This window comes from Rhodococcus rhodnii NBRC 100604 (genome assembly GCF_001894925.1).
GTDB classification, from domain to species: domain Bacteria; phylum Actinomycetota; class Actinomycetes; order Mycobacteriales; family Mycobacteriaceae; genus Rhodococcus_F; species Rhodococcus_F rhodnii.
This window is the reverse complement of sequence record NZ_BCXD01000025.1, coordinates 41,935-57,668: the sequence shown is the minus strand read 5'-3', so window position 1 is coordinate 57,668 and position 15,734 is coordinate 41,935. Positions and strand designations below refer to the sequence as shown.

Genomic DNA, 15,734 nt, shown 5'->3' with positions numbered 1-15,734 from the left:
TCACGCATCGGGTTTCGGTCACGCATCGGCCCGCACCCTCGGATCGAGCCGGACGTACGCGATGTCGGCGAGCAGCGACCCGAGCAGCACGACGAGCGTCGTCCCGAGCGTCAGGACGGCGAGCAGCGGGAAGTCGAGCTCGCGCGCCGACGTCACGACGGCACCCGCGAGGCCCGGCCACGAGAAGACCTCTTCGACGATCGCCGCGCCCACGACGAGTTCCGGCAGGCGCAGGCCGATCACGGTGACGAACGGCGCGAGCGCGGTGGGCACGACGTGGCGGCGCACGATGGTGCGCTCTGGAATCCCCCGCGCGCGGGCGCCCAGCACGGCGTCGGACGCCATCGCCGCCCTGGCCGACTGCCGTACCGCCATGAGCAGCCACGGCACCTGCGACAACGCGAGGACGGCGGCGGGAAGAACGAGATGACGCGCGACCGCCCCCGGTGTCGGATCCTCGCCGGGTGCCGTCAGCCCGCCGGTCGGCAGCCACCCGAGACCGAGTGCGAGGACGCCGATCGCGACGAGCGACAGGACGAACGGCGGCGTCGACGCGACGATCGTGGCGAACGGCGAGACGATCCGGTCGATCGCGCCGCGCGGGCGCACACCCGCCATGACGCCCAGGACCAGTGCGAGCGCTGCCGCGACGACGAGTCCCGTGATCCCGAGCAGCATCGTCCACGGAAGGCGCTGCGTCACGACGTCCACGACCGGCATCCCGAACGACCGGGAGATGCCGAGATCACCCGACAGAACGCCGCCGATCCAGCGGCCGTACTGCGCCCACCACGGGTCGTCGACACCGAGTTCGGCTGCGATCCTCGCCTTGTCGGCGTCGGACGCCGTCAGGTAGCGGTCGCCGAGGTAGCCCGCGAGCGGATCGAACGGCGACCGCGACGCGAGCGCGAACAGCCCGACGGAGACGACGCCGAGCAGCGGGACGACGAAGGCGATGCGGCGCAACACCATTCGTCCGATACCCCGGTCGCGTGCGCGCCGCGGCACGTCGGCCACGGCGCTGCGTTCACGCAGCCTCGTCACGGACGCCGCCACTCCCGCAGATTCCACCACGGGCCCCAGTCCACGCCGTGGCTGTGGGGCTCGAGGATCGGCTCGATTCCGGCCCAGTCCGACGCCGTCCGTACGTACGTGTGGTCGAGGAACACGAGCATGACGTACCCGGGATCGGTGACGTAGGCGCGCTGCACCTCGCGATACGCGGCGTCGCGTTCGGCGGGGTCGAGCGAACGGCGTCCGGCGTCGAGCGCGGCGTCGACCTCGGGATTCACGTACCCCGAGGCGTTGTCGTAGGCGCCGCCGACCCCCGGCGCGTTGTACGACGAGTGCAGCGTCGCGTACGCCTGCGTGTCGGGGTCGTACGGCAGATCGCCGCCGCCGAGCATCGCGGCGTCGCGGGGCAGTCGCTGCGGGAGCACGGATCGGTCGGCGGCATCGAGGTCGACGCGAATCCCGATCTCGTGCGCATCGGACGCGAACGCCTGCGCGAGATCGCGCCGCAGCGTGTCCTCGGGGAAGTACATGACAGTGAATCGCGCCGGGATGCCGTCGCGCTCGCGCATGCCGTCCGCACCCGCACGCCACCCGGCGTCGTCGAGGATCTGCTGTGCCCGCTGCGGATCGTGCGCGAAGACGGCACTCGGGTCGTACGCGTCGCCGTAGACGTCGGGGATCGGCGTCGAGGCCGCGCGGCCGTACCCGGCGAGGATGCCGTCGACCATCGCATCGCGGTCGACGGCGAGATTGAGCGCCGTCCGTACCGCGGGGTCCGATGTCACGGGCCCGTCCGGCGCGAGCGAGATGCCACGCCAGTCGGCCGAGGTGTTGGCGTCGACCTCGAGGCCACCGCGCCCGCTGAACGTATCCGCCAGCAGCGGAGGCAGATTCGCGCCGTCGACCTCGCCCGCGGCGACCCGCTGCGCGCGTGCGTTGTCGTCGGGGACGTGGACGACGGTCAGCGTCTCCACCCCGGGCGCGCCGTCCCAGTAGTCCCGGTTCGCCTCGAACACGGCTTGATCCGCACGCAGGGACGTCAGCCGGTACGGGCCGGTGCCGACGGGTTCGGTGTTCAACGCGGACGCCTCGGCCGGGCCCGGAGCGAGCCGCTCGGACGGCGCGATGCCGAGCAGCATCTTCGTCGGCCACGCGGCGTACGGATACTTCAGCCGGAACTCGACGGTGTCGGCGCTCGGTGCGGCGACGGACTCGAGCATCTCGAACGAACTCGCGAGCGGCGACGCCGATGCGGGATCGAGGATCGCCTCGTAGGTCGCGACGACGTCGTCGGCGCCGAACGGCGTGCCGTCGGTGAACGAGACGCCGTCGCGCAGCCGGACCGTCCACACCTGTCCGGACGGATCGGCCACCGGAGGCTCCGCGGCGAGGGCGGGCTCGAACTCGGGCATCGCCTCACCCGCGCTCGCGAGCCGGAGCAGGCCGTCGTAGATGCGGGAGTTGCCGGCCTCGCCGTGACCTGCGACGGGGTTGTATCCCCCGAGTTCGTAGCCGTCGGCGAGGACGATCGAGGTGGAGGCGCTGCCGCCGTCGTCGGGCGCCGCGCATCCGGCGACGGCGAGCCCCCCTGCGAGCAGGAGCACTCCGGCGCGCGCGACTGCAGGTGGAGCGGTGATGGTCAACGAGGTCCCCGTGTCGTCATCGGAACATATGATCAGGTGTTCAGATATTCGACCACACGTGTCCCCCGTCCGCGACGCGTGGCGCCCGATCCCCGGGCGGGAGATACGATCGGGCGCGTGCACGATCCGGATCCCTCACGCGCGCTCACCGGCCCGGACATCGACGGGTGGGCGCGCCGCTTCGAGTTGCTCTCGGACCGGGGCCGGCTGCGGATCCTGCACTGCCTGCACCACGTCGAGTCGATCACGGTCGGCGACCTCGCCGAGACCGTCGACATGACACCCACCGCCGTGTCGCACGCCCTACGGCTGCTGCGGCACCACGAATGGGTCAGCGCGGAGCGGGACGGCCGCGAGATGCGCTACCGGCTGATCGACGAGACCGTGCACTCGCTGCTCCACGTCATGGGTGCGGTGCACGGGCACGACCACCACGCGGGCTGATCACGCAGCACGGCCCGCGGAGCCGCACGGCTGCGTGACACACGGCTCGATCCGGTTCGCCGTCCGCCGCAGCGTCGCCGCCATCCGCGAACGGACCGAGAACGACCGCCGCGGAACGACGTTGCGGCACCGCGCGGCGTCGTGGAGATCGGCGAGCCGGGCGTTCGCCGCAGCCATCCCGCCGCCTTCCGTGAGGTGTCTGAAGTCGCGATATTCGTTCATGTGCATCAGTAGACCGACCTAGACTGGCCAGCGATACTCATTTACTGATCGTTTCAGAATGAGTTCGGCGTGGCAGATGGTGCCCTGCGCGGGTTTCGGGCACCGTGTTGCCGGTGCCTGTTGATCTTGTTCCTGACGATCTGTGGGAGCGGGTAGCACCCCTGCTCCCGCCCAGATCTGCTCGCCGCTACCGACACCCGGGGCGCAAGCCGGTCGACGACCGAGTCGCGTTGGCCGGCATCATGTTCGTTTTGCGCACCAATGTCGCCTGGCGTGACGTCCCCGCCGAGAAGATCGGATGCAGTGGCGTGACCTGCTGGCGCAGGCTGCGGGAATGGACCGAGGCCGGGGTGTGGGCGCGGCTGCACGAAACGCTCCTCGCGGAGCTGCGGGCCGCCGACCTGCTCGAGATGAACGACGTCGCCATCGACGGCTCGCACGTGCGAGCCCTCAAAGGGGGGATCACACCGGTCCGTCCCCGGTCGACCGCGCCCGCACCGGCAGCAAACACCATGTGATCGTCGACCTACACGGAACACCCCTGGCAGTGTCGCTGACCGGCGGAAACCGACACGACGTCACCCAACTGATGCCGCTGGTCGAGGCGATCCCCCGCATCCGTGGCCGTCGCGGTAGGCCCAGGAACAGGCCTCGTAGGCTGTTCGCCGACCGAGGATACGACTACGACAAGTACCGGAACCTGCTCCGCGGAAAGGGCATCACTCCGATGATCGCTCGCCGCGGTGTCGCACACGGTTCGGGTCTCGGGAAAGTTCGCTGGGTCGTCGAGCGAACCTTCGCCTGGCTCCACCAATTCAAGCGTCTGCGAACACGTTCCGAGGTACATGCGAACCTTCACCAAGGCCTGCTCGAACTCGCGTGCAGCATCATCTGTTTGAGGCGACTACGAAAGTCATTCTGAAACGATCAGTTAGGTGACGGCTCAATCGAGAGGTGCGCGATGGCGCTGACGTACCGGCTGTCGGTGGACGAACTCGCCCGCACGCGGTTCGCGATCTCCCCGGTCAACGAGGCGGCGCTGAGCCTGTGGGTGCTGACGGACACCGGGTGCGGCCCGCTGCCGCACCTCGCCGGCTGGCTGCGCGACACGCGTGCCCGCAGCAGCGAGTACGACGTCGACACGCTGTTCGCCCTCACCTCGACGACTGCCCACCGCCTTCCCGATTTCATCACTCCACTGCCCGGTCGCGCCCGGCCGACGCTCGACGACGAATGCGAGACGATCGCGGCGACGCCGGCCGACGTCGTCGTCCGCGATCTGCTCACGCTGTCCGACGAGGAGCCGGGCCCGACGCTGCGCACCCTGCTCGACGACCCCGAGAAGGCCGCGACTCTCATCGCCGAAGCCCTGCACCGCTACTGGCACGCGGCGATCGCCCCGATCTGGCCCGTCCTGCTGCGCATCCTCGAAGCCGACGTGACACACCGGGGCCGCGAACTCGGCCTCGGGGGCGCGGGCCGGGCACTCGCCGGCATCTCGCCGTCGCTGACGTGGCTGGACGACGGCGGCGTCGCCTTCGACTCGGCCTGCCACAGTACGACGACCGTCGCCGAGACCGGAGAGGGGCTCGTGCTGACGCCGAGCGCCTTCGTCCTCAGACCGATCACGTGGGCCTCACCGCTCGCCTCCGCACCGTGGGTCTCGTATCCCGTGCGCGGGGCGGGTGAACTGGGCGAACGGCAGGTCCAGCGCCCGCCGGCAGCGCTCGAACGGCTCATCGGGGCCGCGAAGGCGCACATCGTGGTCGCGCTGGACGAGAGCCCGTCGTCGACGACGCAGCTCGCGCAGCATCTGGGGGTGACGGCGGGCGCCGTCTCGCAGAGCCTGCGAGTGCTCGCCGACAACGGCCTCGTCGACCGCACCCGCCACGGCCGCGAGGTCCTCTACCGCCTCACCGACACGGGGAGGCGGCTACGCCGCTCGTGAGTGAATTTCCGGCTCCCACACCGAAAGATCACTCACGAGCGCGAAGCGCCGACGAACTGGCTGTTGTAGAGGTCGTAGTACGCGCCGTGCGACGCCAGCAGGTCGTCGTGCGTCCCCTTCTCCACGATCTGCCCGCCCTCCATCACGACGATGAGGTCGGCCTCGCGGATCGTCGAGAGTCGGTGTGCGATGACGAAACTCGTGCGATCGGTGCGCAGCGCCGCCGTCGCGTGCTGCACGAGCAGCTCGGTCCGCGTGTCGACGGAGCTCGTCGCCTCGTCCAGGATGAGCAGCGACGGCTTCGCGAGGAAGGCCCTCGCGATGGTCACGAGCTGCTTCTCGCCCGCACTGATGTTGCCGCCGTCCTCGTCCAGGACGGTGTCGTACCCGTCGGGCAGCGAATGCGCGAACCTGTCGACGAAGCTCACGCGCGCTGCCTCGTGGATCTCCTCTTCCGTCGCATCGGGATTGCCGTACGCGATGTTGTCGCGGATCGTGCCGCCGAACAGCCACGCGTCCTGCAGCACCATCCCGATCCGCGACCGCAGATCGTCGCGGGTCATGTCGCCGATGTCGACGCCGTCGAGCGTGATGCGCCCCGAATCCAGTTCGTAGAAGCGGAGAACGAGGTTCACGAGGGTCGTCTTGCCCGCGCCCGTCGGCCCGACGATCGCGACCATCTGCCCGGGCTCGGCGACGAGCGAGAGGTCCTCGATCAGCGGCACGTCGGGGTCGTACCGGAAGGTGACGTCCTCGAACACCACGCGCCCGCAGCGCGTCTCGGGACTCTTCGCGGTCGACGGATCGGGGATCTCCTCCTCCTCGTCGAGCACCTCGAACACGCGCTCGGCGGACGCGACACCCGACTGCAGCAGGTTGACCATCGACCCGATCTGCGAGAGCGGCTGTGTGAACTGCCGTGAGTACTGGATGAACGCCTGGACGTCGCCGAGCGTCATCGTGCCCGACGCGACGCGCACACCGCCGATGACGGCGACGGCGACGTAGTTGAGATTGCCGAGGAACATCACCGCCGGCATCACGAGCCCCGACACGAACTGCGCGCGGTAACTCGCCTGGTAGAGCCGCTCGTTCTCGTCGTCGAACCGCGACTGCACCTCGTCCGTCCGGCCGAAGACCGTCACGAGTTCGTGTCCCGTGAACGCCTCCTCGACCTGCCCGCCGACGACGCCCGTCGACCGCCACTGATCGGTGAAGTGCCGCCGCGACCGCCGCGCGATGAGTGCCGTCACGACGACCGACACCGGGATCGTGAGGACGGCGATCATCGCGAGCAGCGGCGAGATCACGAGCATCATCGCGAGGATGCCGACGACGGTGAGCACCGACTGGATCAGCTGGCTCATCGTCTGCTGCATCGCCTGCGACAGATTGTCGATGTCGTTGGTGACGCGGCTCAGCAGATCGCCCCGCGAATGGGAATCGAAGTAGCGCAACGGCAACCGGTGCACCTTGCGTTCGACCTCGGCGCGCAGCCGGCGGATCACCGACTGCACCACGATGTTGAGGACGTACGCCGAGCACCACGCGAACACGCTCGACGCGACGTAGAGCGCGAGCACGCCGAGCAGGACGGTGCCGAGTTCCGTGAAGTCGATGCCCGCGCCGGGCGTGACGTCCATGCCCGAGACCATGTCGGCGAGCTGACCCTGCCCACTCGCCCGCAACCCGTCGACGGCCTGTTCCTTCGTCGTGCCCGCGGGGAGCATCGAGCCGACGACGCCGTCGAAGATGATGTTGGTGCCGTGCCCCAGGATGCGGGGTGCGACGGCCATGAACGCGACCGACACCGCCGACGCCACGAGGACGACCGTGACGAGCATCCGGTGCGGCCGCAGCCGTCCGAGGATCCGCTTCGTCGACGGCCACAGCGCCTTCGCCTTCTCCGCTGGCGGCGCACCCGCCGGCCGCGCGGCCGGGCCCGGGCGAGTCACGACGCCTCCTGCACGGCGCGCTGCGATTCGACGATCTCGGCGTACTCGTGACACGTCTCCAGCAGTTCGCTGTGCGTGCCGAGCCCGACGATCGCGCCGTCCTCGAGCACGACGATCCGATCGGCGTCGATGATCGTCGAGACACGCTGCGCGACGACGATCACCGTCGCGGTGAGTGTCTCCGGAGCGAGCGCCGCCCGCAGCCGCGCGTCGGTCTCGAGGTCGAGCGCCGAGAACGAGTCGTCGAACAGGTACACGTCGGGACGGCGGACGAGCGCGCGGGCGATCGCGAGCCGCTGCCGCTGACCGCCCGAGACGGTCGTGCCGCCCTGCGCGATCGGGCTCTCCAGGCCGTTCGGCATCTTCGCGACGAAGTCGGCCGCCTGCGCGACGCGCAACGCGTGCCACAGCTCCTCGTCCGTCGCGTCGGGCGCGCCGTACCGGAGGTTGGAGGCGACGGTGCCGCTGAACAGGTACGGCCGCTGCGGGACGAAGCCGATGCCCGACCGCAGCACGTCGAGGTCGAGTTGCCGGACGTCCACACCGCCGACCAGGGCGGTTCCGCCGGTGACGTCCATGAGCCGCGGGACGAGCGAGAGCAGCGTGCTCTTGCCCGAGCCGGTGCCGCCGATGATGGCGGTCGTCTCGCCCGGCTGCGCGCGAAAGGTGATGTCGCGCAGCACGGGATCGTCCGCGCCGGGGAAGGTGAACTCGGCCGCCCGGAACTCCACGACGCCCGGCTCGCGCAGGGCGGTCACCGGATCGCTCGGCGCCCGCACCGTCGGCTCGGTGCCGAGGACCTCGCCGATGCGGTCGGCGCACACCGCCGCACGCGGCGCCATCATCGCGATGAACGACGCCATCATGACCGACATCAGGATCTGCATGATGTACGCGAGCATCGCGGTGAGCGCACCGACCTGCATGTCCCCCGACTCGATGCGATGACCGCCGAACCAGATGACCGCGACACTCGTGACGTTCGCGATGAGCATCACCGACGGGAACATCAGCGCCATGAGCCGCCCGACGCGCAGCGCGGTGTCGGTGAGCCGCTCGTTCGCGTCCGCGAACCGGCTCTCCTCGAATCCCTCCCGCACGAACGCGCGCACGACGCGGATACCCGTGATCTGCTCGCGCAGGATGCGGTTGACGGCGTCGATCCGCGTCTGCATCTGCCGGAACGCCGGAATCATCTTGGCGATCACGACCGTCATCACGGCGGCCAGCACGGGCACCGTCACGGCCAGCACGAGCGCGAGACCGCCGTCGAGCCGCACCGCCATCACGATGCCGCCGATGCACATGATCGGCGCCATGACGAGGATTGGGCAGCTCATGACGACGAGCATCTGCACCTGCTGCACGTCGTTGGTGCTGCGGGTGATCAGCGACGGCGCACCGAACGTCCCCATCTCGCGGGCCGAGAACGATCCGACGCGCGCGACGATCGCGCCGCGCACGTCACGGCCGAAGCCCATCGCCGCGCGGGCGCCGAAGTACACCGAGCCGACGGAACACAGGACCTGCACGACGGTCACGGCGAGCATCACGCCGCCCGTCGACGCGATGTAGCCGATGTCTCCCTGCGTGACGCCGTCGTCGATGAGATCGGCATTGAGGCTGGGCAGATACAGCGCGGCGCCCGTCGCGACGAACTGGAAGGCGAGCACCGCCAGCAGTTCCGGCGGTACCCGCGAAGGAACCGGGTCAGCAGTGGGATCAACACGCGGGGCCCCGCGAACGCACCGTCATTGCGACGACGCTACCCGTTCGCGGGGCCCCGGATCGACGAGTTTCTCCTCGCCCGCGTCAGCTGCGCGCGGGCTCGGACTCCTCCCGTGTCGCGTCGAGGTGGCGACGCAGTTTCTCGCCCTCGACGTCGACGTTCGGCAGGATCTTGTCGAGCCACTTCGGCAGCCACCACGCCTTGTCGCCGAGGAACGACATGACCGACGGGATGATGATCATCCGGACGATGAAGGCGTCGAAGAACACCGCGGCGGCGAGGGCGAAGCCCATCGACTTGATGAGGGCGTTGTCCTCGAACATGAACGCCGCGAACACCGAGATCATGATGACCGCGGCGGCCGTCACGACCCGGGCCCCGTGGGCGAAGCCGGTCCGGACGGCGTCGTTCGGGGCCGCGCCGTGGACGTACTCCTCCCGCATGCGGGTGACGAGGAAGACCTGGTAGTCCATCGCGAGACCGAACACCACACCGATGAGGAAGATCGGCATGAAGCTCACGATCGGCTGCGGGTTGGAGATCAGCCCGCCCCTGCCTTCCTGGAACACCGCGACCGTCGCACCGAACGTCGCGAGCACGCTGAGCAGGAAGCCGAGCGTCGCCGTCAGTGGCACCAGGATCGAGCGGAAGACGAGCATCAGCAGGATGAACGCGAGCCCGACGACCACCGCGAGGTACGGCGCGAGCGCCCCCTGCAGCGTGTCCGAGACGTCGAGTTCCATCGCCGTCTGGCCCGTGACGCCGTAGTTCACCCCGATCTCGTCGTGCAACGCCGACTCGTGACCACGGATCGTGTCGACGAGCGTCATCGTCTCCTGATCGCTCGGCCCGCTCGCGGGTGTCACCAGGATCTGCGCGGTGTCACCGGCCTCGTTGACGCCGACGATCTGCGCGTTGACGACGTCGTCCTCGGCCGAGATGCTCGACACGACCGCGCCGAACGCCTCCTGCTCGGGCACCGACGCGTCCTGCGCGTCGACGACGACGAGCAGCGGGCCGTTCTTGCCGGGGCCGAAACCCTCGCTCATGAGGTCGTACGCCTGCCGCGACGACGTCGCGGGGTCGGCAGTGGCCTCGGTGGGCAGCGCGAGCCGCAGCCCGGTCGCGGGCAGCGCGACGATCGCGAGCAGCAGCACGCCGGCGATCAGCGGCACGATCGGCCGCTTGACGACTGCCGCGATGTAACGGGACGAGAAGCCGGGCTTCGCGTCGTCGGCGTCGGGGTCGCGGCCCGACAGGAACGGGACCTTGCCGGCGAACGCCTTGGCACCGAACAGGCCGAGGATGCCCGGCAGCAGCGTGAGCGCGATGAGCACGGCGATGAACACCGCGAACGCAGCGGCGAGGCCCATCGCGGTGAGGAACGGAATGCCGACCACCGACAGCGCGGTGAGCGCGATGATGACCGTCAGGCCGGCGAACACGACGGCCGAACCCGCAGTGCCGACGGCACGCCCGGCCGCCTCCGCGCGGTCGGTTCCCACGCTCAGTTCGTGCCGGTAGCGCGAGAGGATGAAGAGCGAGTAGTCGATCGCGACGGCGAGACCGATCATGATCGCGAGCGTCGGAGTCATCGAGCTGAGCTCGGTGAAGCCGGTCGCGGTCGTGATGGCGAGGCTGCTGATGCCGATACCGATGATCGCGGTGATCAGCGGCAGACCGGCCGCGACGAGCGAACCGAACATGATGACGAGGACGATCGCGGCGATGCCGATGCCGATCAGCTCGGCGGTTCCGCCCGGCATCTCGGTGTCCTGCGCCGCCGAGCCACCGACCTGGACGTCGAGTCCGGCGTCACGGCCGGGTTCGGCCGCATCGGTGATCTCCTGCTTGATCTCGGGGGTGAGATCGGCCCACTCGCCGTCGAGGGCGACCTCGACGTAGCCGACGGTCCTGTCCTCGCTGAGCGGCGAGAGCGCCTGCGCGTTCGCGAGCGCGGCCTCGACCGGCATGCCCTGTTCCTGCGCGGTGGCCTCGGCCATCATCCGCATCTGCTGGTCGGCGACGACGGGATCGACCAGCGCGGCCGGGTTCTCGGGCGACGGTTCGCCGCGGGCGGCGTCGGGGAGCAGCGAGATTCCGCGGATCTCGTCGAGCACCGCGTTCATCGCCGCGACGTTCTCGGGCGTGTCCAACGTCTGCCCCTCGGGGGCGGCGAAGACGTAGCGCGCAGACAGCGCGTTCATCGGGTCGCTGCCCGCAGCCTGCGGGAACCGCTCGGCCATGAGGTCCTGCGTCTGCTGCGCGGGCGTGCCGGGAATCTCGAACGAGTCCTTCGTCGGACCCGACAGGGTCGCGGCGGCGACTCCGACGAGCACCAGCAGCGCGAGCCACGCGCTGAGGACCACGCCTTTTCGCCGATAGGCGAATCGGCCGATCCGGTACAGATAGGTGGCCATGCCGAAAGCTCCTGATGTCGGTGAGTGGGTGGGTCTGGGCGGGCCCCGGCCGTGCCGGCGACCGCGGCGATCAGGGCTCCGGGAGTCCCGATCGGATCTGGCGGAGAGCGTCGCGGACGAGCTCTTCGGGGCCGCTCGCCGTCGAGCGGCCGCTCATCCACAGGTCGAGCGCGGACTTGCACGCGCCACCCACCGCGGTGTGGACGAGAGTCGGGTAGAGGTCGGTGTCGGGGTTCGTTCCCGTGCGCTCGGCGATGACCTCGCCGAGCATGCGCGAGACCCGCGAGTTCGTCTCGACCTGCTTGGCGAGCAGGGTCGGATTGAACTCGCACATCCCGAGCATCTCGACGGTCTCCTCGAGCGGGCGATCGGGATCGGTGACGACGTCGACGACGACGGCCTCGATCGAGTCCCAGATCGGTTCGTCGGCGGGCCGGGCTCGGAACTCGTCGACCCAGTCGCGGACGTAGTTCTCGAAGTAGTGCAGGACCGCTTCTTCCTTGCTGGAGAAGTAGTTGTGGAAGGTCCGCGTCGACACGCCGGCTTCCGCTGCGATCATCTCGGCTGTGACGGCCTCGATTCCCGAGGCGCGCACGAGGCGCACCGCGGCGTTCGCGAGCGCGGTGCGCGTCGCGGCCTTCTTGCGGTCACGAAGCCCGGCGTGTTCTCCCGTCGCGGGGAGGTCGGCTTCTGCGGTCACTCGTCCGAGGGTACACATTTTGCAGTACCCGGAAACTTTGCATAGTCATGCAGTTTTATGCGTTGGGTCACCCTGTGGCGCCGTGGTGACCCACTTCACCCGACGTGATCGGCGCGACGATGCCACGCGCCGGGATCGGACGCCAGATCCCCCACGAACGCGGGCAGCTCCCCCGTCGCGACGTCCGCGATCGTGATGTTCTCGAGCACCGCCCGCAGATTCACGCGCGCCGCGATCCACACGTCGACGAGCGACGCCGCCGCACCCGGATAGCGGACGTCCTCGGGCCGCTCGCCGCGTACCGACGCCAGCGGACCCTCGACGGCCCTGACGACATCCGCGACGGAAATCTCCTCGGCAGGCCGCGCGGGCCAGTACCCGCCGTCGGGCCCGCGCCTGCTGAGCACGAGTCCGCCGCGCCGCAGGTCGGCGAGCACGGACTCGAGGAACTTGTGGGGAATCGCCTGTGCGGCGGCCAGCCGCTCGGCCTTGACCGGCGCGGGGGCCGCGGCGGCGAGTTCGGCGAGCGCGCGCAGCGCGTAGTCGCCTCGCGCGGTGATGTGCACGCGACAATCCCTATCATTTCGACCGGAAATACGGCAATACCTACGATCAGCCGCGTGCGAACGTCAGCCGCACGTCGATCGTGCCCGCGTCCTCGACGCTGCGCTCGCCGCTGGCGAGCGGGGCACCGAGGAAGCTGCTCCAGCGCACCGGCACCGAACCCGCCACGACGAGCTGGGCGCCGGGGCGCAACACCTGCATGTCGAACCGCACCGGATGCGGCTGCCCCGCGACGATCAGTTCGCCTGCCGCCGTGACTGTTCCCGGCCTGCCGTCGAGCGGAACCGAGCCGATGTCGATCGGCTCCGTCGAGACGAACCGCACGACGGGATCGGCGTCGGCCGCGAGCAACGTCCGAAAGATGTTGTCGCGCTGCTCCGAATCGCTCGTCACCGTCGTGACGTCGACGGCGATGTCGGACTGCATGACGAAGTCGCCGGCCAGGATCACCGACCCCGAGACGTAGCCGGTGGACCCGCTGACGGGCGCTTCGGGTGCACCCGGACCGCGCACCCGCGCGGTGTAGCCGACCTGGGTCTGCGGGCCGCCCGCGCCCGTCACCACCACCCAGCGGCCGGGTTGCGGCGCCCCGGTGTTGCCGCCCACCTCGAAGGACGCCGCGGCCCCCGTCTCACCCACGACGAAGCGCGAATACGCCCACGGCCCGATCACGGCGACGACGACGGCGAGCGCGGCGAGTGCGATCGGCCACCACAGCCACCTCATGGGTGCCAGGCTAGTTCCACGAGCAGGCCGGGTTGTCCGGAATCGACCGGTCCGCTGTGGCGGACGAACGACGGGAGCTGCGATGAGCGACGACACGACCACCACGAGCGATCACGACGTCATCCGGCGGTGGGTCGACGGTCACGACGGATTCCCCGCGCGCGTGCCCGCCACCGAGTCCGACGGCCCCGGGGGCGTGCTGCGCGTCGACTTCGCGGGCGGGCCGCCGAGCGCCGACATCGAACATCTCACGTGGGATCAGTGGTTCGACATCTTCGACGATCGGCGGCTCGCGCTCGAGTACAAGGACGCCGAGTATCCCGGCGACGACATGTGGTTCGCGTTCGTGCCCCGCCCGTGACGCCGGGCGCGGCGATCACTGCAGAGGCATGAGCTCCGCGGTCGCGGGGTCGACGTCCGGGACGTCGAGCGGTTCGCCGTGGCCGCTCATCGTGAGCGTGGTGCCCTGCATGACCTGCTGGACGACGCGGCCGTCGCCGTCGACCCAGAACTCGCCCCGGGCGACATGAGCGCCTTCATCTGCTCGATCTGCGCGGGATCGACCTCCGATCCCAGGGCCTGCAGCGACGCTGCGACGTAGGCGTCGAGGTCGAGGGTCGCGACGTAGTGCGTCGTCTCCACGCCGTGGATCGTCTCGGTGCCCGTCTCGGTGACGTCGACGAGCGCGTCCTCGACCGCCGCATGCGAGGCGTAGGGGTCGGCCGATGCGGCCGCGAGCTGTGCCGACTGCATACCCAGCGGGCTGTTCGCGTCGACGCGGTACCAGGTGCCCGAGGTGAACGGGAAGCCTTCGGGCACATCGGAGTAGCGCATGAGCGTGTCGTCGCCGATGACCAGCGTCTCCTGCTCGCCGGCGCCCGGAACGCCCGTGCGCATGTACTGCACGCCCTCTTCGCGCGAGATCTGGCCCGTGATGTGCGCGCCGTTGGCCTCGGTGTCGAGCCGGACGGGATCGAGCGAGTTCGTCACCTTCATCGCCGCGAGCAGCTTCTCGCGTGGCGACGACGCGTCCTGGAACTCGCTGCTCGCCGCGGGATCGGCCCCGGCCTCGGTCGCGCCGTCGCTCGAGCAGCCGGACAGCACCAGTGCTGCCGCCGTCGTCGCAGCGAACGCGAGAACCCGGACACGGCCGGTCGATCGAATGTTCATCTCTCCCCCTTCGAGCGGACGCATCCCGCGTCCCCGACGCGGACGGACCCTTCCGCCGCCGGGACATCCTCGCACCCGGCGGTGCTGCAGCACGCGTGTGGGTGGTGCCCTCGGTCGAGCGATGCCGGTCGGTAGGTCCCGTACACACCGCGATCGTCGCGACGTACCCGCCCCACACCGAAGCGGCGAGGACGGCGCCGCAGGAGGGTCCGACACGTCCGGACATCGACGGAAATGCCCACACACGAAGAAGTCCCCCACCCGAACGGGTGGGGGACTTCGTGGCGGTGGCGGAGGGATTTGAACCCTCGGACGGGGGTTACCCGTCACACGCTTTCGAGGCGTGCTCCTTAGGCCGCTCGGACACGCCACCGCCAACAAATGTACATGACGGCCGCTGGAGCACTAAATCGCCTGGTCAGCGCCAGATGCAGGGAATCAGGACAGCTTGTCCTTGATGTCCTTCGCGGCGTCCTTGATCTTCTCGCCGGCGTCCTTCACGGACGACTTGACCTGATCGCCCTTGCCCTCGTTCTCGAGGTCTTTGTCGTCGGTCGCCGAGCCGACGGCTTCTTTCGCCTTGCCGCCGAGGTCGTCGGCCTTGTTCTCCGCCTTGTCTCCGATACCCATGAGTCCTCCTCGTGGTTCGTGTGACGTGGTCCGTGATATCGGACCCTCCACTCCACACAAGCACGAATCCCGCACGTCGGCCAGGCTCTGCGGTGACGAAGGTCACTCGAACCGATGTTTGGCGAAGAAATCCGCGAGCCTACCTGCACATTCGTCTTCGAGAATTCCGCCACGAACTTTCGGACGATGCGTCAGCCGGCGGTCGCGCACGACGTCCCACAGCGACCCGACGGCGCCGGTCTTGGGCTCCCACGCCCCGAACACGACGCGCTCGACGCGCGCCAGCACGATCGCTCCCGCACACATCGTGCACGGTTCGAGGGTGACGGCGAGCGTCGTGCCGCCGAGCCGCCAGCCGTCGCCGTGGGCCCGGGCCGCGGCGCGCAGGGCGAGGATCTCGGCGTGCGCGGTCGGGTCCCCTAGCCGCTCGCGCGCGTTGGCCGCACTCGCGAGGACGCCGCCGTCCGCGTCGAAGACGACGGCACCCACCGGAACGTCGGCGGCGTCCGCCTCCTCCGCCGCCGCGAGCGCAGCACGGACCATGCGTTCGTCGTCGGTGACGCTCACGG

Annotated in this window: 15 protein-coding genes, 1 tRNA gene and 1 pseudogene; 4 read left to right on the top strand and 13 right to left on the bottom strand. The window is 69.6% G+C overall.

The window, feature by feature from the left end; translation table 11 throughout:
* Positions 1-18: 18 nt before the first annotated feature.
* Both RR1_RS17030 and RR1_RS17025 read right to left on the bottom strand, forming a co-directional pair.
* Positions 19-972, bottom strand: coding sequence for an ABC transporter permease (locus tag RR1_RS17030; RefSeq protein ID WP_010839756.1), 954 nt, complete (start codon positions 970-972; stop codon positions 19-21).
* Between the two features lie 68 nt (positions 973-1,040).
* On the bottom strand, positions 1,041-2,657 hold the full coding sequence (locus RR1_RS17025; protein ID WP_010839757.1) for an ABC transporter substrate-binding protein: 1,617 nt from the start codon (positions 2,655-2,657) through the stop codon (positions 1,041-1,043).
* Between the two features lie 117 nt (positions 2,658-2,774).
* On the opposite strand from RR1_RS17025, the gene RR1_RS17020 reads away from it, so the two are divergent.
* On the top strand, positions 2,775-3,101 hold the full coding sequence (locus tag RR1_RS17020; RefSeq protein WP_010839758.1) for an ArsR/SmtB family transcription factor: 327 nt from the start codon (positions 2,775-2,777) through the stop codon (positions 3,099-3,101).
* On the opposite strand, the gene RR1_RS22385 is transcribed toward RR1_RS17020, so the two are convergent.
* Positions 3,102-3,278: a hypothetical protein gene (locus tag RR1_RS22385; protein ID WP_169847056.1), complete on the bottom strand. Its 177-nt coding sequence runs from the start codon at positions 3,276-3,278 to the stop codon at positions 3,102-3,104.
* A gap of 158 nt (positions 3,279-3,436) precedes the next feature.
* Here RR1_RS22385 and RR1_RS17005 point away from each other — a divergent pair.
* Together RR1_RS17005 and RR1_RS17000 are read left to right on the top strand one after the other, a co-directional pair.
* Positions 3,437-4,245 (top strand): IS5 family transposase gene (locus RR1_RS17005; protein WP_143153881.1). Its coding sequence is split into 2 segments (ribosomal slippage): positions 3,437-3,776 and positions 3,776-4,245, totalling 810 coding nucleotides; the frame shifts between segments, so codons are not numbered across the junction.
* A 39-nt stretch (positions 4,246-4,284) separates the two neighbouring features.
* On the top strand, positions 4,285-5,271 hold the full coding sequence (locus RR1_RS17000; RefSeq protein WP_010840064.1) for an ArsR/SmtB family transcription factor: 987 nt from the start codon (positions 4,285-4,287) through the stop codon (positions 5,269-5,271).
* 32 nt (positions 5,272-5,303) lie between these two features.
* On the opposite strand, the gene RR1_RS16995 is transcribed toward RR1_RS17000, so the two are convergent.
* From RR1_RS16995 to RR1_RS16970, 6 genes and pseudogenes are all read right to left on the bottom strand, one after another.
* Positions 5,304-7,226 (bottom strand): ABC transporter ATP-binding protein, encoded by a 1,923-nt coding sequence (locus RR1_RS16995; protein WP_010840065.1) that lies wholly within the window; start codon positions 7,224-7,226, stop codon positions 5,304-5,306.
* A pseudogene (locus RR1_RS16990) lies at positions 7,223-8,955 on the bottom strand (ABC transporter ATP-binding protein). The gene RR1_RS16995 and the pseudogene RR1_RS16990 overlap by 4 nt, the downstream one beginning before the upstream one ends.
* Positions 8,956-9,038: 83 nt before the next feature.
* The gene (locus RR1_RS16985; protein WP_010840067.1) at positions 9,039-11,375 is read right to left on the bottom strand and encodes an MMPL family transporter; all 2,337 of its coding nucleotides are present in this window, start codon (positions 11,373-11,375) and stop codon (positions 9,039-9,041) included.
* Between the two features lie 70 nt (positions 11,376-11,445).
* Positions 11,446-12,093, bottom strand: coding sequence for a TetR/AcrR family transcriptional regulator (locus tag RR1_RS16980; protein WP_051111324.1), 648 nt, complete (start codon positions 12,091-12,093; stop codon positions 11,446-11,448).
* Positions 12,094-12,170: 77 nt separating this feature from the next.
* A complete protein-coding gene (locus RR1_RS16975) occupies positions 12,171-12,641 on the bottom strand; it encodes an RrF2 family transcriptional regulator (RefSeq protein ID WP_010840069.1) in 471 nt (156 codons plus the stop codon).
* Positions 12,642-12,687: 46 nt separating this feature from the next.
* Positions 12,688-13,365, bottom strand: coding sequence for a YceI family protein (locus RR1_RS16970; protein ID WP_010840070.1), 678 nt, complete (start codon positions 13,363-13,365; stop codon positions 12,688-12,690).
* An 82-nt stretch (positions 13,366-13,447) separates the two neighbouring features.
* Between RR1_RS16970 and RR1_RS16965 the strand changes: the two genes are divergently transcribed.
* Positions 13,448-13,726, top strand: coding sequence for a hypothetical protein (locus RR1_RS16965; protein WP_010840071.1), 279 nt, complete (start codon positions 13,448-13,450; stop codon positions 13,724-13,726).
* Positions 13,727-13,812: 86 nt separating this feature from the next.
* On the opposite strand, the gene RR1_RS16960 is transcribed toward RR1_RS16965, so the two are convergent.
* The 4 genes from RR1_RS16960 to RR1_RS16945 all read right to left on the bottom strand — a co-directional run bounded on the left by RR1_RS16960 (position 13,813) and on the right by RR1_RS16945 (position 15,732).
* Entirely contained in the window at positions 13,813-14,535 is a 723-nt protein-coding gene (locus RR1_RS16960; protein ID WP_040775280.1) for a hypothetical protein, read from the bottom strand.
* A gap of 282 nt (positions 14,536-14,817) precedes the next feature.
* A tRNA-Ser gene (locus RR1_RS16955) sits at positions 14,818-14,908 on the bottom strand.
* A gap of 65 nt (positions 14,909-14,973) precedes the next feature.
* Complete coding sequence (locus RR1_RS16950) at positions 14,974-15,165, bottom strand: CsbD family protein (RefSeq protein ID WP_010840074.1); 192 nt, start codon at positions 15,163-15,165, stop codon at positions 14,974-14,976.
* A 102-nt stretch (positions 15,166-15,267) separates the two neighbouring features.
* Entirely contained in the window at positions 15,268-15,732 is a 465-nt protein-coding gene (locus RR1_RS16945) for a nucleoside deaminase (RefSeq protein ID WP_010840075.1), read from the bottom strand.
* Positions 15,733-15,734: the final 2 nt, after the last annotated feature.

Excerpts from the sequence above, each read along its gene's own strand:
- RR1_RS17030 (WP_010839756.1), bottom strand. The coding sequence starts at position 972 with ATGGTGTTGCGCCGCATCGCCTTCGTCGTCCCGCTGCTCGGCGTCGTC.
- RR1_RS22385 (WP_169847056.1), bottom strand. The coding sequence starts at position 3,278 with ATGGCTGCGGCGAACGCCCGGCTCGCCGATCTCCACGACGCCGCGCGG.
- RR1_RS17000 (WP_010840064.1), top strand. The coding sequence starts at position 4,285 with ATGGCGCTGACGTACCGGCTGTCGGTGGACGAACTCGCCCGCACGCGG.
- RR1_RS16985 (WP_010840067.1), bottom strand. The coding sequence starts at position 11,375 with ATGGCCACCTATCTGTACCGGATCGGCCGATTCGCCTATCGGCGAAAA.
- RR1_RS16980 (WP_051111324.1), bottom strand. The coding sequence starts at position 12,093 with ATGTGTACCCTCGGACGAGTGACCGCAGAAGCCGACCTCCCCGCGACG.
- RR1_RS16970 (WP_010840070.1), bottom strand. The coding sequence starts at position 13,365 with ATGAGGTGGCTGTGGTGGCCGATCGCACTCGCCGCGCTCGCCGTCGTC.
- RR1_RS16965 (WP_010840071.1), top strand. The coding sequence starts at position 13,448 with ATGAGCGACGACACGACCACCACGAGCGATCACGACGTCATCCGGCGG.
- RR1_RS16960 (WP_040775280.1), bottom strand. The coding sequence starts at position 14,535 with ATGAACATTCGATCGACCGGCCGTGTCCGGGTTCTCGCGTTCGCTGCG.
- RR1_RS16950 (WP_010840074.1), bottom strand. The coding sequence starts at position 15,165 with ATGGGTATCGGAGACAAGGCGGAGAACAAGGCCGACGACCTCGGCGGC.